The sequence below is a fragment of the Glutamicibacter endophyticus genome (genome assembly GCF_048457885.1).
Lineage (GTDB): Bacteria > Actinomycetota > Actinomycetes > Actinomycetales > Micrococcaceae > Glutamicibacter > Glutamicibacter endophyticus.
This window is the reverse complement of sequence record NZ_CP174200.1, coordinates 1,090,861-1,116,433: the sequence shown is the minus strand read 5'-3', so window position 1 is coordinate 1,116,433 and position 25,573 is coordinate 1,090,861. Positions and strand designations below refer to the sequence as shown.

Genomic DNA, 25,573 nt, shown 5'->3' with positions numbered 1-25,573 from the left:
TGAGACCATGAGACCCGCGACACGCCCCGAACGCCTGGTCGGCCTGGATGCCGCCCGCGCCATCGCCATCCTGGGAATGTTCGCGGCCCATGCGCTGCCGCTGCTGGTCGATTCCGATGACGGGTGCGTGGAGGCAACTTTCGCGGGATTGGTGGCCTCGGGGCGAGCCTCGGTGCTCTTCATGGTGGCCTCGGGGCTGTCCTTGAACCTCTTTGCCACCTCGTTGGCGGCGCTCGGGCTGACCCGCACACAGCGCATGCAGGTGATGCTTCGGCGTGCGCTAGCCCTAGCTGCGCTGGGGCTCTTGGTGGGAATGGCCAATGAAGGCATAGCCAATATTCTGGTGCATTACGCGATGCTCTTCTTCCTCTTGCCCTTGGCCCTGCTCATTCCGCCGGTAGGGCGCTGGATCCTGGCCCTTGCTTGGCTTGCGGCAATGCCCTTGGTACGCGTCCCGCTGGCACAGTCGCTGGATGGGGTGCGGCTGGGGCACAATCCGAATCCAGGCGACCTGCTGCAGCCGGCCCTGCTGGCCGGCGACCTGTGGGTGACTGGCTACTATCCGCTGCTGGTGTGGTTCGGCTACGGCCTGCTCGGGATGGCCCTGGGCACGATGCCGCTGCACCGGCGAGGCACGCAGCTCGCTCTTCTCGCCGCCGGCGCCCTCGGGGCGGCTGCCAGCTTGACGGCGGGCTGGTGGAAGGTCGCTTCGCGGGGCACCGAGCTGGAAGCAAAGGTGCCCGACTTGGCCGGTTCGCTTCAGGCGGCCCTGGCGACCGGACGCTTCGGCCCCACGATCGATCGCGCCCTGCTGGGCGAGGGGATCTTCCAATGGCTCCCCATGCCGCACAGCAATTCACTGCTGTTCACGCTGCATGCCGCATGCTGCGCGGTCGCGGTGATCGGGCTCTGCCTGTGGCTGGCGCCGCGGCTCGGAGCGTTCGGGCGGATCCTCGCCGCGGCGGGTCGGGCACCGCTGACCTTGTACGTGGGCCACCTGCTGCTCCTGCAGATGCTCATGCCGCTGGCGCCGGAGAACGTCATCTTCTGGGTCCTGGTCGCTGGGCTGCTCGGCGTGGGGGCCTGGCTGGATCGCTCCGGCACCCAAGGTCCGCTGGAAGCATTCATGCGCTGGGTCAGCGGCGCGGATCGCTTCAGGTCGGCCCGGGATCCCGAACCGCCCCGAGGGCCAATCATTTCCTGAGCCCCCGCGGCGACCCCCTGGCCGCTAGGAGGCATAGGCGCGGCGCCCGCCGAGGTAGGTCCCGGTGACCTCGAGGTCTCGAATGCGGCGTGGATCAACAGCGAAGAGATCCTCGGAGAGCGTGACGAAGTCGGCGAGCTGGCCACGGCGCAAGGTGCCTTTCAGATGCTCTTCCCCTGCCGCATAGGCCGACCCGTAGGTGTAGGCCCGGACCGCCTCGGCGACCGTCAGCCGTTCGGATGCCCCGAGCAGGCGGCCGCTGGCCGTGGTGCGGTTGACCATGTCGTGGATGCTGGCCAGCGGATTGGCGTCGGCGACCGGGGCATCGGTCGATCCGGGCAGTTCGAGCCCGGCCTGCAGCAGAGATTTCATCCGGTAAATCCATCCGCTGCGTTCACCGTCCACGGCATCCATCATCCCGTCCCCGAAATCTGAGATGAAGGTCCCTTGCGGCACCGCGACAAGTCCAAGCCCGGCGGCCCGGCGGACCTGGGCGGGGCTGCTCAGTGCGAAATGCTCGATGCGATGCCGTGCCCCGGGTCGCGGCGTGGCCCGTTGGGCCGCAGCGAAGCCATCCAGCACATGGTCGATGGCGGCGTCGCCAATGGCGTGCGTGGCTACCGTCCACCCGCTGTCGTGGGCCAACCGGATCATCCTGTGCAGTTCACCGGGTTCGAACTGGAGGAAGCCGAAGTTCTCCGGTTCCCCGTGGTAGCACCGATGCATGGCGGCGCTGCGCCCGATGAAGGAGCCGTCGGAGAGGATCTTGACCGGACCGATGCGCAGCTTCTCGTCCCCCAGCCCGGTACGCATCCCCAGATCCAGCCCCAAGTACTCGCCTTCGCGCAATCCCTGGATCTGGTGCAGCGTGGTGCAATACGGCATCAGGGTCACCCGCGGCAGCGCGATCCGCTCTTCGATGGCACGCTGGTACACATGGAAGTCCACCGGCGTGCTGCCGATCATTGCGGGGGCACCGCTGCCTGGCTCGGTCAGCGAGGTGATGCCGTAGGACAAGGCCTGCTGCCCGCCGAGCCGCAGGTGGTGCAGCAGGTCGTCCTGCCGCATGGGGCGCACCAGATCGTAGATGATTTCCAAGGCTCGTTCCTGCAGCAGGCCGGTGGCCCTGCCTTGTTCATCGCGGGCCACATGCCCGCCGTCGATCCGGGGCACCCCGTGCCGATCCGGATACCCTGCCAGCTCGAAGGCCCGCGTGTTGGCTACCGCCATATGTTCGGAGACGTGCTGCAGGAAGACCGGACGCCCTCCGGCGACGCGGTCCAAGTGCTCCGCGCTGGGATGGCCGTCCAGGAAATTCTGGTCATAGCCGCTGCCGCGCACCCAGTCATCGGGCCCCAGGGTCCGGGCGTGCCGGGCCACCGCCGCGTAGAGCTCGTCGAGGTCGGCCACGGTGCGCGGCCGGAGGTCGAGGCCTGCCAGGCGGGCCCCGGTGATGGACAGGTGGTTATGGGCATCGTTGAATCCCGGCAGCACCGGGGCGCCGGCGAGGTCGATCTCCTCCTCGGCGCTCGCCGAGTCCAGCTCCTCGTCGAACCCGATGACGCGTCCGGCAAAGACCCCTACGCTCTGGGCGTGCGGCCGGGCGGCATCCAGCGTCCGGATCTGCGCGTTGCGGTAGATCGCGTCCAATTTCATGGCATTACTCCTGAACGGCCGTAGCGGCGAATCGACGGCCCGAGGCACGGTTCAGGCCCGATACCCCGAGAATGGTGGCGATCAGCAGAGCGGCGAAGAACGCCGCCACGGGCCATGGATTGCCGTTGGAATTGGACAGGATCCACTGCGCGACCAGCGGCGTGGAGCCGCCGATCAACGAGGAGCACAGTTGATAGGACAGGGATACCGCGGTGTAGCGCACCTGCGGGGCGAAGGCCTGGGCCAGGGCATTGGCCAGCAGGGCGTAGTAGGAGGTTCCCGCCAAGAACATGACGTAGAGGGTGAGCGTGATCAACGGCAAGCTGGCGGCCGCAATGGCAGCGAAGAAGGGAGCCACCATGAGCAGGCACAGCGCCAGCCCGCCGAGCATGACCTTGTTGGCCCCGATCCGTTCGGCCAGCTTGGCGGCCAACGGCTGCCAGATGAATTGCAGGACCGCGGCACCGAGCAGCACATTGAGCATCACTTGGCGGTCAAGGCCCAGCGGTCCGGTGGTCCAGGAGAGCAGGAAGGTATTCGTGAAATAGGCCAAGGAGATTCCCATGATGGAAGCGATGACCCCGAGGACCAGCACCAGGGGCGCGTCGCGCAGCACCTGCACAATCGGCACCTTCACCACTTCGCGGGCCTCGCGCACCCGCTCGAAGTCGGCCGATTCCTCGACCTTGAGGCGGATGACCAGCCCGACGAAGACCAGCAGCGCCGAGCACAGGAAGGGGATGCGCCATCCATAGGAAAGGAACGCCTGGTCTGGCAGCAGGGATACGGCCATGAATGCGCTCGTGGCCAGGATCGCGCCGGCCGGCGATCCCTGCTGGACCCAAGCACCGGCCATGCCCTTCTTGGCGCCCTCGGCATTCTCCGTGGCCATCAGCACCGCGCCGCCCCATTCGCCGCCGACGGCGATGCCCTGCACCGCTCGCAGGAAGATCAAGATCACCGGCGCGGCAACGCCGATCTGCGCATACCCGGGCAGCAACCCGATGCACGTGGTGGCCACGCCCATCATGACCAAGGTGATGACCAGAATGTTCTTCCGGCCCAGGCGGTCCCCGAAATGGCCGAAGACCAGTCCACCCAGCGGACGGGCCAGGAAACCGACCCAGAAGGTCGCGAAGGATGCCATCAGCGCGGTTCCGGGGGCCACCTCCGGGTAGAACACCTTGCCGAAGACCAGCGCCGCCGCGGTGCCGAAGATGTAGAAGTCGTACCACTCGATGGCGGTGCCCACGAAGGCCCCGGCGATGGAGCGCCGCTGGCGAAGGCGCTGCGCCTCGGTAGAGATTGTCATGATGATGTCCTCGTGACGGACCGCCGCGCGGCGGTGGTGTTGTGCAGATCACCACCTAGTGTGTCGGCCGCAGCCTATACCCGTCTAATACCCTTTTACGATTTGGCTATAACCTTAGGTCATGACCAGTCTTCGAGACCTCGAGTACTTCCTTGCCGTCATGGACCGCGGGAACGTCAGTTCGGCGGCAGCCGAGCTCTTTGTTTCGCAGCCGGCCATCTCGCGTCGGCTGGCGAATCTCGAACGCCACTGGGGCACCACCCTCTTCCAGCGTTCGGCGCAGGGCATGCGGCCGACCGCAGCGGCACTGCGTTTGCAAGAACTCGCCCGCGACGTGGTCAAGCGCGCCGCGCGCACCGAGCACATCATGGAGCGCTTTGGCCGCGAGGATCTCAGCTTCACCGTGGTGTGCCCGCATTCGACGGCCACCAGCTTCGTGGCACCGCTGTTGGCGGAAGGCGCACGCATCGCGGACGTCACGAGCGAGCAACCCGATCTGGTCTACGCGCATCTGGAGCGCGGTATCGATCTCGCGGTCAACACGCGTCCCGCCCCGCCGCACTACGCCTGCGAGCGGATATTCTCCTCGCCGGTCTTCGCCTATTTCCGCCCGGAAGACCTCCCGGAGGATCATTCACCGCATCTTGGCCTCGACGCGTTCGCGGGGCGGCGGCTATTCGCCCCGGGTTTCGGCAGCGCCGTGGAAACCACGGTTCGTGGCCATGCGGCGGACGCCGGGTTCGACCTGGCCGGCCTGTCCACGACCACCAATGGAACGGTGGCCCAGGCCCACGCGGCGGCCGGGCACGGCATCGCGCTGGCCACGGAGCCAGCCAGCTTTTCGCTGGCCTCGGCGCCGCTTCATGCAGGCGGCCACCCGGTCATGATCGACTTCTATGCCGCCTGGGAGCCCGAACACTATGCCAAGGAGGAGCTGCGCCTGGTCGTCGCCGAACTGGAGGCTTCCATGCCGCGCACGTGGAAGCACATCATGGGCGCATGGTCCGGGCGGCGCAATGCATAGCCGCGCCCGGCGCCCAGCAACCGGACTGCCTGGGCAACCTCGGCGCTGAGCTACCGCGCGGACTCGCCCTGCCGGGCTTTCCAGTATCCGATGGCGGTGCGCATCGAGTTGCGCGCCCGGCGCTTGTCGCCGCAGGCCTCGTAGGCCAGGGCCAGGCGGTACCAGGACTTCCACGATTCAGGGTTGGCCTCGACATCGCGTTGGTGGTTCACGAAGTCGGCGTCGGCAGCTTCGCGCACGAAGCGTCCCGACGGGGTGCGCGGCAGGTTGTCCTCGGGCAACTCGCCCAACGCCTCGAGTTCCTTGCCCATGCGCTCGGTGCGCAATCCGAAGAGGATCTCGCGAATCAGGATCCATACGCCCAGGGCGGGAATCACCAGGATCGCCACGCCCATGATCTTCGCGATCGGCTCATCGGTGAGCATGAACCGCCATGCCTGGGTGAAGGCCATGGCGATGTACAGCACGAACAACAGCAGGATGCCGGACACCCACAGTTTGGTTTTCACTGCTGCCCCAGCTCCAGGTAGCCGTCCAGGCCATAGGTCAACCCGGGGCGCGAGGCGGCCGTGCGCAGACCGAGCAGCACGCCGGGCATGAACGAGGCACGATCATAGGAGTCGTGGCGCAGAGTGAGTTGCTCCCCCGCACCGCCCAGAAGCACCTCCTGGTGGGCCACCAGGCCGCGCAGCCGTACCGAGTGCACACGGACCCCGTCGATGTCCGCGCCACGTGCCCCATCGATCTGGGTCTCGGTGGCATCCGGGCTGGCCGGCACTCCGGCCTGTGCGCGAGCCGCGGAGATCAGTTCCGCGGTACGCACCGCGGTTCCCGAGGGGGCATCGACCTTGTTCGGATGGTGCAGCTCGATGATTTCCACGGATTCGAAGTACTTGGAGGCGGTGGCCGCGAAGGCGCTGGCCAGCACCGATCCCAAGGCGAAATTCGGGGCAATCAGCACGCCGACCTCGGGATGCTCGGCCAGCAGGGCTTCGAGGTTCGCGCGACGGGCATCGTCCCATCCGGTGGTCCCGATCACCGCGTGCAGGCCGTTCGATACGGCGAAACGCACATTCTCTTCGGTGGCGGAAGGCACCGAGAGGTCCACCACGTGGGTGGCCCCGGCCTGCAGGACCTGCTCAAGGCCATCGCCCCGTCCAAGGCTGGCAACCAGCTCCATGTCCGCGGCCGCGCTCACCGCCTTGACCGCTTCGGACCCCATTCGTCCATTGGCGCCCAGCACGGCGACCTTGATCGTAGAACTCATGAGTTTAAGCCTAGCGCCCTGCCCGATGGGCACCGAATTGTGGCACCGGGCTTCACGCCGAAGGTGCCTTCCGATCCTCCGCGGATCCCCCAGGGTCCGTGGGCTCATGCGTGATGACCTGCCCGGTCGCCGTGCTGTCCTCGCGCAGGATCCACCCCATGCGCTTGTGCGTCCGCACGCCCACGTCCGATTCGATCACCTGCAACGCAGGGGCCACCTTTTGCAGGGCCCATTCAACCTCGGCGATTTCCACCGGATTGCGCAACCAGAGCGCGAACGTGAGATTTGCGTCGCCGGTGATCGTTGCGCACAGGCGCAAGGTCCGGAATGAGCGCAGCCTCTGCACGGCCTCCTCGAGCTGCGTCGGCGGCACCCGCGCATACCACTGGCAGTAGACCGGGTAGCCGGAGTAGTCCTGTGCCAGTTCGCACCGCAGCATGATGGCCTTGGAATCAAGCAGCTGGCGCAGCCGTCGAGCGGCGGTGGTCGGGTGGATGCCGAGTTCCGCGGCAATCTGCGCGGCCGGCATGCGCCCGTCGATGGCCAGCAGTCGGCGCAGCTGTTCTTGCTGCGGAACGATTTCAGATCCTTGGCGTCCATGCAGCGGGTTGAGCTCGCGCAACCGTGCGTGCTGCTCCGGGGAGAGCACATCCAACCGCCAGTGGCTTCCGGTCGCGTAGAGGCCGGTCATCACCGAGACGTGGATCTTGGCGATCCCGGGATCCGCACGGACCACCGGCAGCACCCGATGCGTCAGATGCGCCCAGTCCTCGGTGAAGACGGTAAGCCTGGCATCCCAGGAGCGCGCCGATTCCTCGACATTGCCGACCTCGGGGATCAGGCACATGCGTGCGATCACCGATTCCCGGGCTTCCGGATGGCACTGAATGCTGATGAAGGTCGCCGCGCCTTGCGTGGAGATCGCGCCCTGGTGGCCGGTGACCCACACCAGGCCCCGCCCATGCAGCCGCTCCCAGCGCGCGGCCAAGGTGGTGGGGTGCTGCCCCAGGATGGGCGCCAGTTGCGCCCAGGAAACGCGCGGGAAGACCTGAAGGGCATGGACCATCTCGAGATCCGCTTGGGGTAGTTCCATGCACGTTCCATCGGTTTTGGGCAAGAAATTAACAGGTTTCTAAGTATAGTCCCCGCCATGAACTGGATCACTTCACGATATCTACATCACGACTCAACTGAAGGAATCCGCATGGCACCCACCTCATCCTCGGCAGACCTGACCATCTCCCTGCGCGATGACTCGGCGGCACTGGCCGATGACATCACCCAGCTGCGGCATCGGCTGCATCAAGAACCGGAAGTAGGTCTCGACCTGCCGCGCACCCAGGAGAAAGTGCTCGAAGCACTGGAGGGCTTGGGGTTAGAGATCACGACGGGCACCGAGACCACCTCGGTGACTGCGGTACTGCGCGGCACCGCAAGCACCGCGACCGCCGAACGCACAACGGTCTTGCTGCGCGGCGATATGGATGCCCTGCCGGTGCAGGAAAAATCCGGCGTCCCCTATGCCTCCCGCATCGATGGCAGGATGCATGCCTGCGGCCACGACCTGCACACCGCGATGCTCGTCGGCGGCGCGAAGCTGCTCGCGGCACGCCGCGAGCAGCTGCCCGGCGACGTCGTCTTCATGTTCCAGCCGGGCGAAGAAGGCTTCGATGGCGCGGGCGTGATGCTGCGCGAAGGCGTGCTGGATGCCGCAGGGCGACGCCCGGATGCGGCCTACGGCCTGCACGTGATGAGCTCCATGGCCGAGGGCGGCACCTTCCTCTCCCGTGCCGGCGCGACGATGAGTTCCTCCGATGGGCTGGTCGTCACGGTCCATGGCGCCGGGGGCCACGGCTCGGCCCCCCATGCCGCCAAGGATCCGGTGCCCGTTGTCGCCGAGATCGTCTCAGCCCTGCAAGCCATGGTGACGCGGCAATTCGATGTCTTCGACCCGGTGGTGCTGACCGTCGGCGTGCTGCGTGCCGGAACCACGCGCAATGTCATCCCGGAGACCGCGCACCTGGAGGCGACGATCCGTTCCTTCTCCCCCGCCGCCAAGCGACGCTTGAAGGCCTCGATCCCGGCCCTCGTGGAATCGATTGCCACGGCCCACGGCCTATGGGCGACCGCAGACTATGTCGAGGAGTACCCGCTGACCGTCACCGATCCCGCCGAGGCGGAATTCGCCCAGAGGACCGTGCGCGAACTCTTCGGACAGCAGCGCCACCACGAGCTGCCCAACCCGCTGGCGGGTTCCGAGGATTTCTCGCGGATTCTTCAGGAAGTTCCGGGGTCGTTCCTCTTCCTCTCCGCCGTGCCCGCAGGCGCCGACCCGGCGCAGTCCGCCTACAATCACTCCCCCTACGCGGTATTCGACGACGCCGCACTCCCCGACGGCGCAGCCACCTACGCTCGCCTGGCCATCGACCGGCTCAGCGCCACTGCCAACCACTAAGGACCCCCTCCATGAGCACCACGACCTCTACCTCGAGCGCCGCGCAGCAACAGCGCAGCGTACTGCGCACCCTGCTGGGCACCGGCGCCGGCAACGCCGTTGAATGGTATGACTGGGCGGTCTACGCGACCTTTGCCTCATTCATCGCCTCGCAGCTCTTCAGCCCGGCCGACCCCTCGAGCGCCTTCCTGATGACGCTGGCCGTCTTCGCCGTGGGTTTCATTGCCCGTCCGATCGGCGGCTTCCTTTTCGGGATCATCGGCGACAAGGTCGGGCGCAAGGCCTCGATGACCCTCTCGGTCGCCCTGGCGTCGGTTGGCTCGCTGGCCATCGCGCTGACCCCGAGCTATGAGAGCATCGGGGCGGGGGCCTCGCTGATGCTGGTGGCCGCGCGGCTGGTGCAGGGATTGGCCCACGGCGGCGAACTACCCAGCGCCCAGACCTATCTCTCGGAGATGGCGCCGCCGGAACGCCGCGGACTATGGTCTTCACTGATCTACGTCTCGGGAACCACCGGCATCCTCTTTGGAACGCTGCTGGGTGCCGTGCTCTCCACCGTCCTGTCGCCCGAGCATATGGCCTCCTTCGGCTGGCGCATCCCCTTCGCGCTCGGCGCACTCTTCGGGTTGGTGGCCCTGCTGATGCGCTCGCGTATGGAAGAGTCCACGGTCTTCGAGGGCGGCAAGAAAAACCAGTCGACCGACCAGCCAAAGCTCCTGGCCGATATGGCCAAGCATTGGCGCCAGGCCTTGCAAGTGATCGGGCTGACCGTTGGCCTCACCGTTGTGTACTACGTCTGGGGCGTCTCCACTCCGGCCTATGCCATCAACGTGCTGGGCATCGACGCCAAGGGTGCGCTGTGGGCCGGCGTCGTAGCGAACCTGGTCTTCATCGCCGCGCTGCCGCTGTGGGGTCGCCTCTCCGATCGCATCGGGCGACGCCCGGTCCTGTTCATCAGCGCCGCCGGCACCTTCGCCTGTTATTTTCCGGCCGGTGCACTGCTGCAGGATTCCCCGGTACAGCTAGCCCTCGCGATGTCGATGATGCTGGTCTTCATCGCTGGTTTCGCTTCGATCGGCCCGGCCGTCTATGCGGAGCTCTTCCCCACCTCGGTACGCACCATCGGTGTCGCGGTTCCCTACGCGATCTGTGTCGCTGCGTTCGGTGGCACCGCCGCCTACCTGCAGGCCGGCTTCGAGACGTGGTTTGGCCAGGCCGGTCGCGGCTACTTCGGCATCTACGCGTTGGCCCTGCTGCTTGTCACGGTGCTCACCGCACTGACGATCAAGGAAACTCGCGGCAAGGATCTGCACGAAGAATAGGTTCAGGGACACTTGATATGCAGAGGCGGGGGGCCGCACCATGGTGCGGCCCCCCCCGCCTCTGCGTATTCTCGCGCTGTGCCGCGATGCTCCTAGCTCGTGAGGCCCAGGGCCTCTTCGTTCTCGAAGGGACCGACCACGGTGATGGTGCGCGGGCGAGCGGCCAATTCGGCGGCCAAGGCCTGCACCTCCGCAGCGGTGACGGCCTGCACCCGGTGCAGGGACTCGTCGATGTCCTGGAATTCCCCGGTGACCATTTCGGCGCGGCCCAGGCGGGACATGCGGCTTCCTGGATCTTCCAGGGCCAGCACGGTGCCGCCGGCCAGCTGCCCCTTGGCCTTGCGCAGTTCGTCCTCGGTGATCCCCTCGCTGGCCATGCGGTCCAGTTCGGCGCCCAGCAGGCCAAGGACTTCGCCCGCCTTGGCCGGGGAGCATCCGGCATACATGCCGAAGTATCCGGCATCGGAGTACGTGGCGGAGAAAGAATAGGTTGAATAGGCCAGGCCGCGCTTCTCGCGGACCTCTTGGAAGAGCCGGGAGCTCATGCCCCCGCCAAGCACCGCGTTGAGCACGGCCAGGGTGTGCCGTCGCGGGTCATGGCCGGTGATGCCCACGCACCCGACGATGATATTGGCCTGCTCCACCGGGCGGTTGATGACCTCGAGTCCGCCGGTGCTTTCAATGGTGGCAGGCTCCGCGCTGCGTCGGGCTTCGGGAACCGCCAACGGATCGAGATCCCATCCGGCGTCGGCCAGCGCGGTGAGCACCATGGAGCAAATCTGGTCGTGCTCTAGGGATCCGGCGGCGGTGACGATCAGTTCGCTGGGACGGTAGTGCCGCTCGTAGTGTTCAAGCACCGCCTCACGGGTGATTTCGCGGATCTCTTCCGGGGTGCCGCCGATCGGGCGGCCCAGCGGGTGACCGGCCAGGACCTTGGCGACGAAGTGCTCGTGCACGACCTCGGTGGCATCGTCGGCGTCCATATTGAGCTCTTCGATGATCACCCCGCGTTCCTGCTCCAATTCGAAGGGGTCGAGCACCGCCGAGGTCACCATGTCGGCGATCACTTCCATGGCCATGGGGACGTCCGAGTCCAGCACCCGTGCGTAGTAGCAGGTGGATTCCTTGGCGGTTGCGGCGTTCGACTCGCCGCCCACCTCGTCGAAGGCCTGGGCAATATCGAGCGCGGTGCGCGTCGCGGTGCCCTTGAAGAGCAGATGCTCGAGGAAGTGGGTGGAGCCGTAATGACCGGCCTGTTCATCGCGCGAACCGACCGGCACCCAAAAGCCCACGGTGGTCGAACGCTGCCCGGGCATGGCCTCGGTCAACACGCGCACCCCACCGGGCAGAATGCTTCGGCGCACCTCGGCCCCGCCTTCGCCGCGATGCACCAGGGTCGGGTCCGACGGGTCGACCGGCGAAAACTCGCTGGTGTCCTGGTGGTGCAATGGCAGCGGAATCATGACCAATGGGTTGTCCTTACTTTCCACGAAAAATCGGGGGTAAATGGCACCTGAACCGGCACCGAAATCTCGCTCTATTCTCGCACATTTGCACCCTGCCACGTGCCCGCGCACCGACCTGCGGATATTAACGAAAACGGCCGCGTCGGCGATAGCAACGTATCACCGGTGCGGCCGCGGCCCTACCACCCTAGGAGTCGATGGGCACGGCCACCGGCTCGGCGGGCAGGGTGTTCTTGCGCCGTAGCAGTGCGGCCACGGCGAGGATCACCACGCCGATTACGGTCAGCACGATCGCGGTCGGCCAGGCGAATCCGGCCATGATCAAGGCCGGCAGAATTGCGACGAAGGCGATGTCGCCGAACCCGATCGGAATATAGGCCAGGCCGTAGTAGTCCAGGGTTCGTGAACGCATGTCGGGGTCGACAATGCGCAGCAATGCGATACCCATGGCGACGGTTCCGGTCCCCCAGCCCCAGGTGAAAATGGACTGCTCTACCTTGTGGTCAACGAACAAGCGTTTGGCGATCAGGAAGTAGAAGGCGATCATGCCCAGTACACCGAAGACCAGGAGCAGCGCCAGCGGGCCGGCGTATGCCACCACGATGGCCGGATCGATGGACGCGATGCCAAACGCGACAAGCAAATCGGTGGCCGAACCGCTGGTTCGTTCGAACAACCGGGCGTCAAAGTGCTTCATGGCTCCGGTCGAACGCAACGCAAAGAGTGCGAGGTAGCCGACCAAGAAGGCCACCGAGAAGGTGGGAATGTTCAGCCCGTCCACCATGGTGCCGGCCCAGTAGGAGATCGCATAGGAGATTGCGGCGATGCCGAACAGGACACCGCCATGGTAGATCAGCGGATCGATGGACATCGAAGAAACCGGGGAGGCACCGACGGGTTCACGCTTACCGTCGCCAACCATGCCGGTACGCAGGCTATTGGGCAACGACTTGAAGTGGGTCAGGTAGGTGGTGTTGCCACGCATGGATTCGATTTTGATCAGGATGATGCCGCCGACCACGGAGACGATAATGCCCACGGTGGCCGCGGTCATTCCGAGGCTGGCCGCCTCAGGCCAGTTCTCACCGAAGCTATCGGAGATCGCGGCGGCGGTACCGTGGCCGCCCATGAACCCGGTGGCAATCATGAGCCCGAAGCCATCGGGCACGGTGCTAAAAACGCTGGAGACGACGGCGAGCGCGAAGAGCAAGCCGACGCCCCACTGCAGGACCACGACGGATTGCGAAACGGACCACATGGTGCCGACGGACTTCATCACGCCCTTGAGCGAGGCGACCTTGGAGGTGAAGGGAAGCGCGGCGAAGACGACAGCAATGAGCACTCCCGCGTAGCTGGAGATATCGGAGGAAAAGGGAATGATCCCCAGCATCTTTGGTCCCAGCACGAGGCCGAGCACACCGGCGATCAAGCTCGAAGGCAGGAAGATACTTTGGATGAAGGGCACCTTGGCCCTCAAGAACGCTCCGACGAGCAGGAGAATACTGATCCAGCCCAGATCCGTAAATAGCGACCACGCGGTCATACACACCTCATTTCAGACATGACTAATGCCGCAGGCAATCCTCGGCGACAGCGGTTAACGCTAACTCACCTCCGGGCCCGGCCCGATGCCGTCAAGAGTTAGCCCAGATACCCGCTGTTCGAGGTCCACCTCACAAGAATTAGCGAAATACTGCGGAGAAACGGGGGCGACAGTGCGGCGCACACCACATCGCGGATCGCTGGTGGTGTGAAAAGAATCTCTCAGCTCGCGCGCGGCCCCGGCCGTTTCTGCCCTCACGCTCTGCGTCTGCAGGCGCGGTCATCCCTTGTACCGCAGACCGTGGTGCGTCATGACAGGAGGTGGAATGGAACCGGCGGTGAAGGTGTGCCGCGGCACGAAAAATCCGCCGCACCCAACAAAGTTGCTGGGGGCGGCGGATCTACGCGACGCCACGTACCGGCGTCTACATCGCGTGCCTGTTAGGCAAGCTTGGAACGATCGAAAGCGTCGAGACTGATGCCCTGCTCGAGGATCACCTTGGCCCATTCCTTGGCCGAGTGCAGGCTGTGGTCACGGTAGTTACCGCAGCTCACCGCTTCGGTTCCGGGAACGTCTTCCCACGTGACCTTCTCAACGAGGTCCTCGAGGGAGCTCTTCACCGCGGCGGCGACCTGCTCGGGAGTGGGCTCGCCCCACGCGATCAGGTGGAATCCGGTGCGGCATCCGAAGGGCGAGAAATCAATCAGCCCGTCGAATCGGGTGCGCAGCAAGGCGGCGAGGGTGTGCTCGATGGTGTGCAATCCCGCGGTGGGAATCTCGCCATAGTTCGGCTGGACAAAGCGCACGTCATAGTTGGAGATCGCGTCGCCCTTGGGGCCATGTTCCACGCCAATTTTGCGCACATAGGGCGCCTTGACCTTGGTGTGGTCCAACGCGAAACTTTCGACTTCGGCAAGTTCAACATCACTCATAAATTCAGTGTATCCCTTGGGCTCGACGACCCCGCTCCGCGTTCATCAGGGGTAACCGGATAAACTCGGTGAGTATGCCCGGTGTTCGACCGCCCGGGTGGTAGCGCTCACGAGAGGAAGTACATGTCAGACCTCAAGACCTTGGTGGTCTTCGCCCACAGCGATGAGGCAGCAGCCTTCACCGATGTTCAGCATCTGGTCTCCGGTGTTGGCAAGGTCAACGCCTCGGTGGCGCTAGCCGGCGCACTTGCCGCTGGTGGCGTCGAGAAAGTGGTGGTGCTGGGCACCGCCGGCGTAGTCGGCGATGGTGAGCCCCGCCCGGATCTGAACACCGTGTATCAGGTCACCCACGTCCTGCAGCACGACTTCCCGCTGGCCTCCCCCACCCTGACCCTGACCGGCGAGGTGATCTTGCCGGATCATCAAGCCACGATGGCCACCGGAGATGTCTTCGTATCCGACGACGCCCAACGCGCCCACATCCATGAGCTCGGGGCCGAATTGGTGGATATGGAAGGCTACGCCTATGCCAGCATGTGCCAGCGCTTCGACGTGCCGCTACAGATTTTCAAGGTGCCCAGCGACTACGCCGACAGCGAGACCACGATGGATGATTGGGATGCCATCGTGAAGCATAAGAGCGTCCAGCTACGCGAATTCTTCGACAAGAATCTGCGCTAGTCCCCAACTGTTGCCAAGGCCGGCCCGGAGTGCGGGAAACCCCTCCCGACCGGCCTTGGCCATGCCGGTAGCGCTCAGGCTAGCCTTCGGCTCGAATGGCCACCGGGACTTCGGCGAACCTCAGGCCCACGGTTTCTCCGATCTCAAGCCGCTCATTGGCGTGATGTTGCACCGCCGCCTCGGTCTCGAGTTCGTCGAGCCGCACCACGGTGCGCCGCAGCGATCCGAGAAAGCCCGAGGAAACCACCGTGCCGTGAAGCTGCGCATCGACGGAGGCGGCAAAGGCGATGTGTTCGGGGCGTACCAGGGCCGTCACTGAGGTGCCTGCGGCCAGCTGCGTGCCGGTCACCAACGGGAGCGTCGTTTGATGTAGTTGGACCCCCTGCCCGGTGAGCACGCCGGGCAGCTTGTTAGACACACCCACAAAGTCGGCGACAAAAGCCGAGGCCGGCGAACGGTAAATATCCTCCGGGCTGGCGAACTGTTCGATATGTCCACCGTTCATGACAGCGACCCGGTCCGAGATCGCTAGCGCTTCTTCCTGATCGTGCGTGACGAAGACGGTGGTGATCCCCAGTTCGGTCACGATCTCCCGGATCTGTTCGCGCAGGTGTACGCGCACCTTGGCATCCAGCGCGGAAAGGGGTTCATCCAGCAGCAGTGCCCGTGGGCGTGTGACCAGGGCACGCGCTAGGGCCACACGCTGCTGTTGCCCACCGGAGAGTTGCGAGGCGTAGCGGTGTTCGAAACCGGAGAGTCCCACCAGCTCGAGTGCCTCGGCAACACGCTGGGTTCGTTCACTGCGCGGAATCTTGCGCATACGCAAACCAAACTCGACATTCTTTGCCACGGTCATATGCGGAAAGAGCGAATACGCCTGAAACACCATGCCAATGTCGCGGCGGTTCACCGGGGTGCCCGAAACCTCGTCACCGCCGATGAGCACCTGCCCCGAGGTGACCTCTTCGAGTCCCGCAAGGCAGCGCAGCGCCGTGGTCTTGCCGCAACCCGACGGTCCCAACAGGCAGACCAGCTCGCCTGGCTCTAGGCGCAGGTCGATGGAATGCAGCACGGTGTTCGAACCGTAGTCCTTGCGCACGGCCCGCAGTTCAAGTCCGGCGGATTTCATATGCTTTGCGGAGTGGGCGATGGTCTCAGACATGCGCAGTATCTTTCGTAGGCTTCGTCGGTAGCGGACGCCGTGCCCCGGTATTGCCCATAAAAGACACGGCGGCGAGCAGGACGAACATAATGATCAAGGAGAGCAGCGAGCACAGGACCGCGATGAACGGGTCGGTCTGTGAAATCTGTAGCAGCCCGGTCTGGAAGGTGGTGCGGCTCAGTAGCGAGGCCACAGTGAATTCACCCATCACAATGGCGATGGTCAGCAACGAGGCGGAAACCAGTCCGCGGCGCAGACCCGGAACCAGGACCTTGAAGTAGACGGTCGCCCAGCTGGCGCCCAGTGTCCGGGCTGCTTCGGAAAGCACTCGGGCATCCATCCCCTGCAGGTCGGTGGCAATGGTGCGGTAGGCGAAGGGCAGGACAAGCACTCCGTAGGCTAGGAACAGTGTCCATTCCCCAGAGCCCAACGTCCTGCCAATGTACCGATACACCGGAGCGAAACCGACCACCATGGCGATGGCAGGGATCGCGATGGGTAGCACCGTCAGCAGATCCAGCATCCGTTCCAAACGCGGGAAGCGCAGATGGATCCACACGATGGTGGGGGCGAAAAGTAGTTGCACCATCCCCAAGGTCAGTAGCGAGAGCACCAAGGAATTACCGAGCCCCTGGGTCAGGGCGCGATATTGGCGTTGCCCCTGCAGTTCTGCGAGGCTCAGCCAATGTTCCAGACTGTGCCCGCCGGTGGTGCTGCGCAAGGTGAACTCGGCCATGGCCAACAGCGGCAAGAGGAAGATCACGCCGATAACCAGCAGAATGGTGCGGCGAGCCCACATCGGTGGGGCCGTGGAAATCGTGCGGCTCATGACTGCCACCGTGCCGCTCGTTTCATCACCAATGAGTAGAGTCCCATGATCAGGCTCATTAACAGGATCATGCCCAGTGCGAGCACGCCGGCATAGCTGACGTTGGAGGCACCGGTTTCGCCGATTAACGCCGCCCGGATTTGCAAGGGTACGATCTGCGCACCCTGGCTAATCAGCGCGGCTGCCGTGGCGTAAGACGAAAAAGAATTGGCGAACAGTAGTAACAATGCACCGAGAAATGAGGGGGCGAGCACCGGCAATCCGATATGCCGCCAGTAGTCCCACAGCCCTGCGCCCAGGGTCGCGCTGGCCTCGACCCACTGCGGGCGTAGCCGGTCAATAGCCGGGAAGAAGGTGATGATCATCAGCGGAATCTGGAAGTACAGGTAGGGCAGGATTAGGCCCGGCAATTGGTAAAGCCAGACCCCATCGGCGTAGATGTCCCAGCCGAGCGTGTCATCAAGCCACAGGCGCAATAGGCTTTGTGCACCCATGGTGGCGATGAAGGCGAAGGCCAACATCACACCACCGAACTGGGCCAAGACGGAGGCCGCCGCGTCGACGATGCGTCGCACCGCGCTCTGCGGGCTCAACCCGGTCAGGGCCCAACAAACTAGGGCACCGATCACCGCGCCGACTAGCGCCGTGATCGCGCTGATCGTCGCCGAGGCCATAAAGGTCGATGAGACCACTGGGTCGATGAGAATCGATAAATTCGAAAGTGTCAGGGCCCCCTTGCCGTCGCTGAAGCCGCTAAAGATGGCCAGCAAGGTGGGCAGTAGCAAGAAGAGTACGAGGTAGGCCGCGAATGGTAGCAGCCCTAACCAAGCTAATTTCGTTTTCACGTGAGAAAGTCCTTTGACGCGCGAGCGCCAGTCGGTGGGGCCGGCTGCGGCCCCACCGACATCGCGTTAGCGGGTCAGCGCGGCCCAGCGCTCGGTCAGCAGCTTGTTGGCGGCGTCGGTCTGCTCTTGGTTCGGCGAAATCCAGTCCTCGGAGGTGGTGCCGGCCGTTGCCGTCTCGAGTAGCTTCTCGTCCACGGAACCGGCTTCTTTCAAGGCGTCGACGCGTACCGGCACCGAGTTACCTTCCAGCAACAGGGTCTGCACCTCGTCGGAGAACATCCATTCCTGCCACAGACGTGCGGCGGCCGGGTGCGGGGCGTCCTTGTTGATGGCCTCGTTGTAGAAGGAGACGTAGGCGGCGCCCGGCAGGACGGTGGTCTTGAAGTCTGGCTTGTTGGCGGCCGCGGCGATGTTATTGAAGCTCCAGTCGAACACCACCGGGGTTTCGCCCGAGGCGATGGTGGCCGGCGTCGGATCGACGGTCAAGAAGTTGCCGGCATCCTTGAGCTTCTGCATCCAGTCGATGCCAGGTGCGAAGTCTTCGACTCCGCCGCCGGCCAAGGCGGAAATGGTGCCCACGGCCGCGAATGCGGCACCGGCCTGCGTTGGGTCACCGTTCAGCGCCACCGAGCCACGGTATTTCTCACCGAGCAGGTCATCGAGCTGTTTCGGCTCCTCAACGGTCGACGAGTCGTAGCCGACGGACATGATGCCGGTGTAGTTATTCACCCAGAGCCCTTCCGGGTGCTTGTTCTTCTCCGGGATCGAATCCCAGGTGGTCACCTTGTAAGGGGCGAACTTGTCGGTGTTCTCCAACGCCACCGCAGTGCCCAGGTCGAAAACATCCGGCGCGGTATCTTGCCCGGCTTGGTTCTGTGCTGCCTGAATTTCCTCGGCCGAGGACGCGTTGGGGTTGGCTGAGTTAACCGTGATGTCGTACTTGTCCTCGAAGCCGCTGAGGATGGCACCGTAATTGGCCCAGTCCTCGGGCAGGGCGATGACGTTCAGTTCTCCTTCGGCCTGGGCGGCAGCAATGAGCTGGTCCATGCCGCCGAAGTCCTCGGCGCTAGTTGCGGTGGCCGCATCGACGCCCGCAGGTGCTTCGGGGGCGGCACCGCCCGAGCAAGCTACCAGGGAGGCCGAGAGTGCGAGCACACCGGCCGAGGCGAGCAGAATACGAGATTTCATGACAACAGTCCTTGAGTGTCTAGCGCGATCAGGAGCGAGTGACCGTTCGGTCCGCGGGCGCTTTCTGGCCCAAGGAACGACGATAGGTCGCTGACCAGAAGGTTTAGAATCTTCATGGTTAACAACGGCTTAACCTTAGCCGAATAATTGTGACGCGCAACACTTAAATGCTAGGGCAACGCGATGCCACCTATCGGTAGCGGCTGGCTCTTCTCGAGACGCTGAGCTTGCCCGCTCGCCGGTGATGGTGAAGCGACTCGCCTGCGCCAGCGTCGGGTGGCGGCTTCTAGCACGGCCTCGTGCGGAGTACCTTCAAAGGCACCTCCGTGGCCGGGCAGGATGAGCGAGGCGGAGAGCTGTCCAGGTCGTTCTAACGAGTTCTGCGTCCACTGGGCGTGATGGTGAAACATCGGGTGCAGCATCTGCGGACCGTGATGTGAGCTCAGTGCGTGCCCGGTAATCAGGGCGTCGCCGCTAATGAGTGTCTCGGACTGAGGCAGGAGAAAGGCCGTGTGCCCCGGCGTATGCCCGGGAGTAGGGATCGCCACCGGTGCCCCGGGCAGCTTGGCGAGTTGTTCTGCATCCCAACGCTGCGCCGTTGGCACCTGAGTGCCCTGTGCACCTCCCGCCCGGAGCACATGCCGCATCCATCTGAACACGGCCGGGCGCCACGCCCGCAGAATGACTTGGGCCGGGGTGACCTGAAAGCTCTCCAGGCCCAGCACTTGCCTATGTTCTTGGGCGGAGCTCAGCACCGGGACATCAAAGTGCTGCGCGAAGTAATTGGCCGCCCCGGTATGGTCCACATGCCCGTGCGTTATCAGCATGGCCTGCGCCGCCCGCGGGTCGAGGCCCACCTGCCGAATGGATTCAAGTACCAGCGGTGTGTCATTAGGATAGCCACCGTCGATCAGCGTGAACTCTCCACCCTCGGCGAGAATTACCCAGTTCGAGGCCGGACCTTGCACCAAATAGGTGCCAGAGCCATGCTAGCTGAGGCGGTAGCCATTATGCATGTACGGTTCCTCCGACTCGACGGGACTTGTTGCCCGATGGACTGCGGTCATGCGCCCTGCCGCCAGCCTACTGGGATGCTCGGCCAAGGCGAAGTCGGCCCACGTTGCAGGCGGTTAAATAACTGTTCCCGCCGCACCATCACGGTGCGGCGGGAACTGTTAGGAAGGAAGCTACCGATTACTCGGCGGCAACAGCCTCGGCCTCTTCCTCGACCACAGGGGCCAAGGAGAGCTTGCCACGGTCGTCGATCTTGGTGATCTCGACCTGGATCTTCTGGCCCACGGAGACGACGTCTTCGACGTCCTCAACGCGCTTGCCATCGTTGATCTTGCGCAGCTCGGAGATGTGCAGCAGACCGTCCTTGCCCGGGATCAGCGAAACGAACGCACCGAAGGTGGTCAGCTTCACGACGGTGCCCAGGTAGCGCTCGCCAACCTCCGGAACCTGCGGGTTCGCGATGGCGTTGATGGCGGCACGGGCGGCCTCGGCGGCTTCGCCACCGGTGGCGCCGATCAGCACGGTGCCGTCGTCCTCGATGGAGATGTCCGCTCCGGTGTCTTCCTGGATCTGGTTGATCATCTTACCCTTCGGGCCGATGACCTCACCGATCTTGTCGACAGGGATCTTCACGGAGATGATACGCGGTGCGTTGACGTTCAGCTCATCCGGTGCGTCGATCGCCTGGTTCAGCACGTTCAGGATGTGCAGGCGAGCCTCGCGGGCCTGAGTCAGTGCGGCGGCCAGCACGGAGGCCGGGATGCCATCGAGCTTGGTGTCCAGCTGGATGGCGGTAACGAACTCGGAGGTACCGGCAACCTTGAAGTCCATGTCACCCATGGCATCTTCGGCACCGAGAATATCGGTCAGCGCGGCGTAGCGGGTTTCACCATTCACGGTGTCCGAGACCAGACCCATGGCGATACCGGCGACGGGGGCCTTTAGCGGCACACCGGCGTTCAGCAGCGACAGGGTCGAGGCGCACACCGAGCCCATCGAGGTCGAACCGTTGGAGCCCAACGCCTCGGAGACCTGGCGGATGGCGTACGGGAATTCCTCGCGGCTTGGCAGCACCGGTACGATGGCGCGCTCGGCCAGGGCGCCGTGGCCGATTTCGCGGCGCTTCGGCGAACCGACGCGGCCGGTCTCACCGGTGGAGTACGGCGGGAAGTTGTAGTTGTGCATGTAGCGCTTGGAGGTAACCGGGCTCAGCGAGTCGATCTGCTGCTCCATCTTCAGCATGTTCAAGGTGGTGACACCCATGATCTGGGTTTCGCCACGCTCGAAGATGGCCGAACCGTGCACGCGCGGCAGCACCTCGACCTCGGCGGAGAGCTGACGGATGTCGGCCAAACCGCGACCGTCGATGCGCACCTGCTCGGTGAGGATGCGCTGACGCACGATGTGCTTGGTTACCGCGCCGAAGGCCTTGGAGACCTCGGACTCGCGGCCGTCGAACTGGTTGCCTTCACCGGTCAGCGATGCCAGGATCTCGTCCTTGTACTCGCTGGCGGTGTTATCGCGCTCCTGCTTGTCGGCGATCGAGTAGATCTCGGCCAGACGTGCGGAGGCGGCAGCCTCGACGGCGGCGTAGACATCGTCCTCGTAATCGCGGAAGACCGGGAATTCCACGGTTTCCTTGGCGGCGCGGGCGGCCAGGTCGGCCTGGGCCTCGCAGAGAACCTTGATGAACGGCTTGGCGGCCTCCAGGCCCTCAGCCACAACCTCTTCGGTCGGGGCCACGGCGCCGCGCTCCTTGATGAGCTCCCAGGCGTTGTCGGTGGCGTCGGCTTCCACCATCATGATGGCGACGTCATCGCCGGCCACGCGGCCGGCTACCACCATGTTGAACACGGCGTTCTTCAGTTCCGAGTGGCGCGGGAATGCCACCCACTGCGGGGCTCCGGTGCCATCGTCAACGAGGGCCACGCGCACGCCGCCGATCGGGCCGGAGAACGGCAGACCGGACAACTGGGTGGACATCGACGAAGCGTTGATGGCGACCACGTCGTACAGCTCATCCGGGTGGATGGACAGCACGGTGACGACGACCTGCACTTCGTTGCGCAGACCCTTAACGAAGGCCGGGCGCAGCGGGCGGTCCATCAGGCGGCAGGCCAGGATTGCTTCGGTCGACGGGCGACCTTCGCGGCGGAAGAAGCTGCCCGGGATGCGGCCGGCAGCGTACATGCGCTCCTCGACGTCCACGGTCAGCGGGAAGAAGTCGAAGCCTTCGCGCGGGTGCTTGCCGGCGGTGGTGGCCGAGAGCAGCGCGGTCTCGTCATCGATGTAAACCATTGCGGAACCGGCGGCCTGCTTGGCCAGACGCCCGGTTTCGAAACGGATGGTGCGGGAACCGAAACGACCGTTATCGATAACGGCTTCGGCGAATTGGATTTCTGGACCCTCCATTAAGGGGGTTCTCCTTTCGATCGCTCCCTGGTGGCGCCGCAAGTGGGCGCATCGTTCGCGACCTGGTCATCGATTGAGGCCCGCGCTACGTAGCTGCAGCGAAAACCACTACCGAGGACCGCGATCCACGCAACGAAGGCGCCTGAATTGCTGGCCGAGGGAGACTTTGGTGTTTCCATTCGATCGTTACGTCACCTGAGCGAACATTACGATCAGTCACTAGCCTACCGTTTATTGAGGTTCAATGCAGACTGGTGATTGGTCACTTATGCCCGTCCTCGGGAGAAAACGCTAATTTCCTTCGAGCACTAAGCTGTGCTCGAAACCCGAGAGCAGGTAACAACGCAACTGGCTTAGCGCCGCGCGCCGTGCCGGCAAGTTCGGCTCCGTCGGCAAACTGAAGTGGAAGTTGGTGATGCGGTCGATCAAATGCCACAGCGCGCTGGTGGGGGCATAGCTGTCGCGGGTCAGCGGCTCCCCGGTCCGAGCATCGGCATAGTGCAGGGCACCGAGCATGGCGTTGCTGGTATCGGCCCGTTCTTCAAACCCTTCGAGACCCATTTCGTCTACGATCCACAAGGTGATCTGGCAGTCGCGGTGTATTTTGCTGTTCATCCCGCTGATCAGGCAATCAAGCAGGTATCGGTGCAATGTGCCCGGCTCGGCGAGGAGCTCCAGTCCAAACTCCGTGGCGATGAGGTGTCCTCGGTACTTGCGAACGAGTTTGAATTCCTCGGCGATATCCCTGAGCCAGCGAACCGTGTCGAGGTTGTTTTCCCGCTTTGTGGTTCCACTCTCGTAGTCAATGCCGTGCCATTGGCACCGCTCGAGTAGTTCTTCGATGACGCGTGGCGGCAACCATCCGGCGTGGGTGAGTTTCACCCCAGTGCCGGCGCATAGGCGGATTAATTCGGCGAAGGGCTCAAGGATCTGCTCAAGCCACGACGGTTTGGCGAATTGCGGGTCGAGGGTGAGCTCCGTCTGCGCGATCATCTTGCCGAAGAAGCGCTCGGTGCCCGTCGGGACCTGCTGTAACCAGGTGCCGAGCACGCTCTTGCCGCGGTAGCCGGCCGCGTGTAGGGCCAGCTTCCGGCGCGCAACGTCGATGTCGAAGTGGGTCGGGTCGATGTTGCCACATGGGCCGACTCGCCACCGCATCCAGTCCAGTACCTCTTGATAGTTTCGCGCTTCGTCCTTGGCGGAAATAATGCGCAGATACTCATACCACGTGCTGAGCCCGCCACTGTCTTCGATGGGCGCCCGTAGTTCACCCTCGAGCAGGATCATCCGTGGCGCTTGTCCATCCGCCGGCCGTCGGTGCATCAGGCTCACCCTGTGGATCCACCGGTCGCCGAAGTCGTACTCGAAGTACAGCACTCCCCCGCTCGCGGCCAGTGCCGATTCCAGTGTGCTCAGGGCCAGGTCTCGGTGGAGGGGTTCGTCCATAAGGTCGGCATCGAGCCAGCAGATCTCGTCCCCCTTAAGAGCTGGCTCGTCGGGTGCATGGTTGTGGAAACACTGTCGATGAACATTCTCCCAGCCCACGGCGATCTGAATCGCGTGACCGACCTCGATAAGAGGCAGGTCGCTGTAAAGCTCCAGAGTTCGCCAGATCTCCGGATTGGACCCGTCGAGCACGACACGGAGTGTGAGAATGTCCGTCATGAACTCAGTCAAGCACCGGCTCGGCACTCAGCAAAGGGGCTACAGCAATCTCCCCCGAAATACGGCCGAGTCGGGCTGAAACGGGTGCTCGCTAGGTGCCGTCAAACACCGATGGCCCGCCTATATGGGCGGGCCATCGGCTAGCGTCCCGGCGCCTGAGTGGGGAAACGCCGTTTAGGGCTGGTAAGGATTAGTCGGCGGGGTTGGCCCCTCGTCGTTCTTCCGCTCATTGGTCGGCGGCGTCGAAGGGGTGTCTGCCTCTGGCTGCTGCCCGGCCGGGGGCTGCGGCGTGGATGGATAGTAATTATGTGCGGCCTCTGCCGGCGGAATGCCGCCCATGAGACGCACCATTTCGGTGGTGTTCTCTGCGGTGCGGATTTGCGCAATGAGCGACTCGAGGCCCGCCCTGGCGAGCACCAAATAGACCAACACGAACAACGGACCGAGAATCAGTAGGGTCAAAAACCCAAAGGCAACGTTCGCATTGAACGCGCCGAACACGAACACGATGTAGGTCAGAGCCAACATCACCATGATTAAGACGTAGACAATCTTGATGATCGTTGGGGTGATGAACTTTCTGAAGTCCAAGTCGAAGAGCGCTTTCACGGCCCATCTCCCGTCTTGCTAGTTGCGATAGATGACACCGCCGACATTACCCGAACTCTTGGTCAAAATCAGGCGATATGTCCAGATTCGGAACTTTGTGACCGCTCCCCCAGCATTGGTAGGCTCCGGACATGAGCACTGATCAGCCCATCGCCTCCGCCGTGCTCGCGGTGCCAAAGCATCAGCGGCGAGCCATCTTTATCGACGTCGACGGCACCTACGCCTACCGTAGCCGCGTGCCCGAGGCGCATGCCCAAGCGGTTCGTACCGCGCGCGCAAATGGTCACCTAGTATTCCTAAGCACCGGGCGGCCACCAAGCATGCTGTCCGATCATATGCTTGCCGCAGGTTTCGACGGACTGGTGGCCAGCGCCGGCGCCTACGTGCGCTTGGACGATGCGGTATTGACCAATCGCACCCTCGAGCAGAGTTTGGCTCAGCGCATCACCACCGTGCTGGATCATCACGGTGTGTGCTACCTGCTGGAGTCGCCGGAGACGTTGTTCATCCCCGACCACGCGAGGCCCCGACTACTTGCGATCGCCGAACAAGACTCACCTGAACTCAAGGCCCAACTCCTGAAAGTGTCCGCATCGCGGCCTGATCCATGGTCGAAAGCATGCGTCTTTGACTCCGCGGTGTCGATGCAGTGCTTGCTCGACGAGATCGGCCCGGAGCTGGATTCGGTGGCTAACTCCGTATCGAGCACGGGTCGACACAGTGGAGAGCTTTTCGCCCGGGGGCTAAGCAAGGCCGATGGCATGGAACTGGTGCTTGAGCAGCTAGATATTGCCGTGGAGCAATCAATCGCCATCGGCGACGGGCACAATGACATTGAAATGCTCGCGTTGGCCGGCACCGCCGTGGCCATCGACGGTGCACCGGCCTCGCTGCTCGCTCACGCAGATTTAACGGTGCCAAACCCCGAAGGCCTCGGCCTTGCCCGCGCTTTTGACAGTTTGGGGCTCACCGAGACCGCGTGAACCG

At 64.0% G+C, this 25,573-nt stretch carries 22 protein-coding genes; 6 read left to right on the top strand and 16 right to left on the bottom strand.

Features of this window, described 5'->3' with window-relative positions:
• The first annotated feature begins 7 nt into the window (after nt 1-7).
• The gene (locus ACJD00_RS05295) at nt 8-1,204 is read left to right on the top strand and encodes a heparan-alpha-glucosaminide N-acetyltransferase domain-containing protein (protein ID WP_418908799.1); all 1,197 of its coding nucleotides are present in this window, start codon (nt 8-10) and stop codon (nt 1,202-1,204) included.
• A 24-nt stretch (nt 1,205-1,228) separates the two neighbouring features.
• On the opposite strand, the gene ACJD00_RS05290 is transcribed toward ACJD00_RS05295, so the two are convergent.
• Together ACJD00_RS05290 and ACJD00_RS05285 are read right to left on the bottom strand one after the other, a co-directional pair.
• On the bottom strand, nt 1,229-2,860 hold the full coding sequence (locus ACJD00_RS05290; RefSeq protein ID WP_418908798.1) for an amidohydrolase: 1,632 nt from the start codon (nt 2,858-2,860) through the stop codon (nt 1,229-1,231).
• Nucleotides 2,861-2,864: 4 nt separating this feature from the next.
• On the bottom strand, nt 2,865-4,172 hold the full coding sequence (locus ACJD00_RS05285; RefSeq protein WP_418908797.1) for an MFS transporter: 1,308 nt from the start codon (nt 4,170-4,172) through the stop codon (nt 2,865-2,867).
• A gap of 121 nt (nt 4,173-4,293) precedes the next feature.
• On the opposite strand from ACJD00_RS05285, the gene ACJD00_RS05280 reads away from it, so the two are divergent.
• Nucleotides 4,294-5,196, top strand: a complete 903-nt coding sequence (locus tag ACJD00_RS05280) for a LysR family transcriptional regulator (protein ID WP_418908796.1) — start codon at nt 4,294-4,296, stop codon at nt 5,194-5,196.
• Nucleotides 5,197-5,246: 50 nt separating this feature from the next.
• Here the strand turns inward: ACJD00_RS05280 and ACJD00_RS05275 are convergent, their stop codons facing one another.
• The 3 genes from ACJD00_RS05275 to ACJD00_RS05265 are packed head-to-tail and all read right to left on the bottom strand — an operon-like array spanning nt 5,247 to nt 7,556.
• Nucleotides 5,247-5,705 carry a tetratricopeptide repeat protein gene (locus ACJD00_RS05275; RefSeq protein ID WP_418908795.1) on the bottom strand — a complete coding sequence of 153 codons (459 nt, stop codon included), beginning with the start codon at nt 5,703-5,705 and terminating at the stop codon, nt 5,247-5,249.
• On the bottom strand, nt 5,702-6,463 hold the full coding sequence (dapB, locus tag ACJD00_RS05270) for a 4-hydroxy-tetrahydrodipicolinate reductase (RefSeq protein WP_418908794.1): 762 nt from the start codon (nt 6,461-6,463) through the stop codon (nt 5,702-5,704). The genes ACJD00_RS05275 and dapB overlap by 4 nt, the downstream gene beginning before the upstream one ends.
• Before the next feature lie 52 nt (nt 6,464-6,515).
• Nucleotides 6,516-7,556: an Lrp/AsnC family transcriptional regulator gene (locus tag ACJD00_RS05265; protein ID WP_418908793.1), complete on the bottom strand. Its 1,041-nt coding sequence runs from the start codon at nt 7,554-7,556 to the stop codon at nt 6,516-6,518.
• A gap of 144 nt (nt 7,557-7,700) precedes the next feature.
• Between ACJD00_RS05265 and ACJD00_RS05260 the strand changes: the two genes are divergently transcribed.
• Complete coding sequence (locus ACJD00_RS05260; protein ID WP_418909312.1) at nt 7,701-8,918, top strand: M20 metallopeptidase family protein; 1,218 nt, start codon at nt 7,701-7,703, stop codon at nt 8,916-8,918.
• 11 nt (nt 8,919-8,929) lie between these two features.
• Entirely contained in the window at nt 8,930-10,240 is a 1,311-nt protein-coding gene (locus tag ACJD00_RS05255; protein ID WP_418908792.1) for an MFS transporter, read from the top strand.
• Between the two features lie 92 nt (nt 10,241-10,332).
• On the opposite strand, the gene ACJD00_RS05250 is transcribed toward ACJD00_RS05255, so the two are convergent.
• The 3 genes from ACJD00_RS05250 to ACJD00_RS05240 form a co-directional block, all read right to left on the bottom strand.
• Nucleotides 10,333-11,709 carry a M16 family metallopeptidase gene (locus ACJD00_RS05250; RefSeq protein WP_418909311.1) on the bottom strand — a complete coding sequence of 459 codons (1,377 nt, stop codon included), beginning with the start codon at nt 11,707-11,709 and terminating at the stop codon, nt 10,333-10,335.
• A 184-nt stretch (nt 11,710-11,893) separates the two neighbouring features.
• Nucleotides 11,894-13,249 carry a sodium/glutamate symporter gene (locus tag ACJD00_RS05245; protein WP_418908791.1) on the bottom strand — a complete coding sequence of 452 codons (1,356 nt, stop codon included), beginning with the start codon at nt 13,247-13,249 and terminating at the stop codon, nt 11,894-11,896.
• Nucleotides 13,250-13,689: 440 nt separating this feature from the next.
• Entirely contained in the window at nt 13,690-14,181 is a 492-nt protein-coding gene (locus ACJD00_RS05240) for an S-ribosylhomocysteine lyase (RefSeq protein WP_418908790.1), read from the bottom strand.
• Between the two features lie 123 nt (nt 14,182-14,304).
• Here ACJD00_RS05240 and ACJD00_RS05235 point away from each other — a divergent pair, with 123 nt between their 5' ends.
• Nucleotides 14,305-14,862, top strand: a complete 558-nt coding sequence (locus tag ACJD00_RS05235; RefSeq protein ID WP_418908789.1) for a purine-nucleoside phosphorylase — start codon at nt 14,305-14,307, stop codon at nt 14,860-14,862.
• A 79-nt stretch (nt 14,863-14,941) separates the two neighbouring features.
• On the opposite strand, the gene ACJD00_RS05230 is transcribed toward ACJD00_RS05235, so the two are convergent.
• From ACJD00_RS05230 to ACJD00_RS05195, 8 genes are all read right to left on the bottom strand, one after another.
• On the bottom strand, nt 14,942-16,024 hold the full coding sequence (locus tag ACJD00_RS05230) for an ABC transporter ATP-binding protein (RefSeq protein WP_418908788.1): 1,083 nt from the start codon (nt 16,022-16,024) through the stop codon (nt 14,942-14,944).
• On the bottom strand, nt 16,017-16,853 hold the full coding sequence (locus ACJD00_RS05225) for an ABC transporter permease (RefSeq protein WP_309408114.1): 837 nt from the start codon (nt 16,851-16,853) through the stop codon (nt 16,017-16,019). The genes ACJD00_RS05230 and ACJD00_RS05225 overlap by 8 nt, the downstream gene beginning before the upstream one ends.
• Nucleotides 16,850-17,698 carry an ABC transporter permease gene (locus ACJD00_RS05220; protein WP_309408116.1) on the bottom strand — a complete coding sequence of 283 codons (849 nt, stop codon included), beginning with the start codon at nt 17,696-17,698 and terminating at the stop codon, nt 16,850-16,852. The genes ACJD00_RS05225 and ACJD00_RS05220 overlap by 4 nt, the downstream gene beginning before the upstream one ends.
• 66 nt (nt 17,699-17,764) lie before the next feature.
• Nucleotides 17,765-18,886 carry an ABC transporter substrate-binding protein gene (locus ACJD00_RS05215; RefSeq protein WP_309408118.1) on the bottom strand — a complete coding sequence of 374 codons (1,122 nt, stop codon included), beginning with the start codon at nt 18,884-18,886 and terminating at the stop codon, nt 17,765-17,767.
• Nucleotides 18,887-19,056: 170 nt separating this feature from the next.
• Entirely contained in the window at nt 19,057-19,854 is a 798-nt protein-coding gene (locus ACJD00_RS05210) for an MBL fold metallo-hydrolase (protein WP_418909310.1), read from the bottom strand.
• A gap of 226 nt (nt 19,855-20,080) precedes the next feature.
• Entirely contained in the window at nt 20,081-22,312 is a 2,232-nt protein-coding gene (locus ACJD00_RS05205; RefSeq protein WP_418908787.1) for a polyribonucleotide nucleotidyltransferase, read from the bottom strand.
• 291 nt (nt 22,313-22,603) lie between these two features.
• Complete coding sequence (locus ACJD00_RS05200) at nt 22,604-23,977, bottom strand: plasmid pRiA4b ORF-3 family protein (protein ID WP_418908786.1); 1,374 nt, start codon at nt 23,975-23,977, stop codon at nt 22,604-22,606.
• 174 nt (nt 23,978-24,151) lie between these two features.
• On the bottom strand, nt 24,152-24,586 hold the full coding sequence (locus ACJD00_RS05195) for a DUF4282 domain-containing protein (RefSeq protein WP_418908785.1): 435 nt from the start codon (nt 24,584-24,586) through the stop codon (nt 24,152-24,154).
• 131 nt (nt 24,587-24,717) lie between these two features.
• On the opposite strand from ACJD00_RS05195, the gene ACJD00_RS05190 reads away from it, so the two are divergent.
• Complete coding sequence (locus tag ACJD00_RS05190) at nt 24,718-25,569, top strand: Cof-type HAD-IIB family hydrolase (RefSeq protein ID WP_418908784.1); 852 nt, start codon at nt 24,718-24,720, stop codon at nt 25,567-25,569.
• Nucleotides 25,570-25,573: the final 4 nt, after the last annotated feature.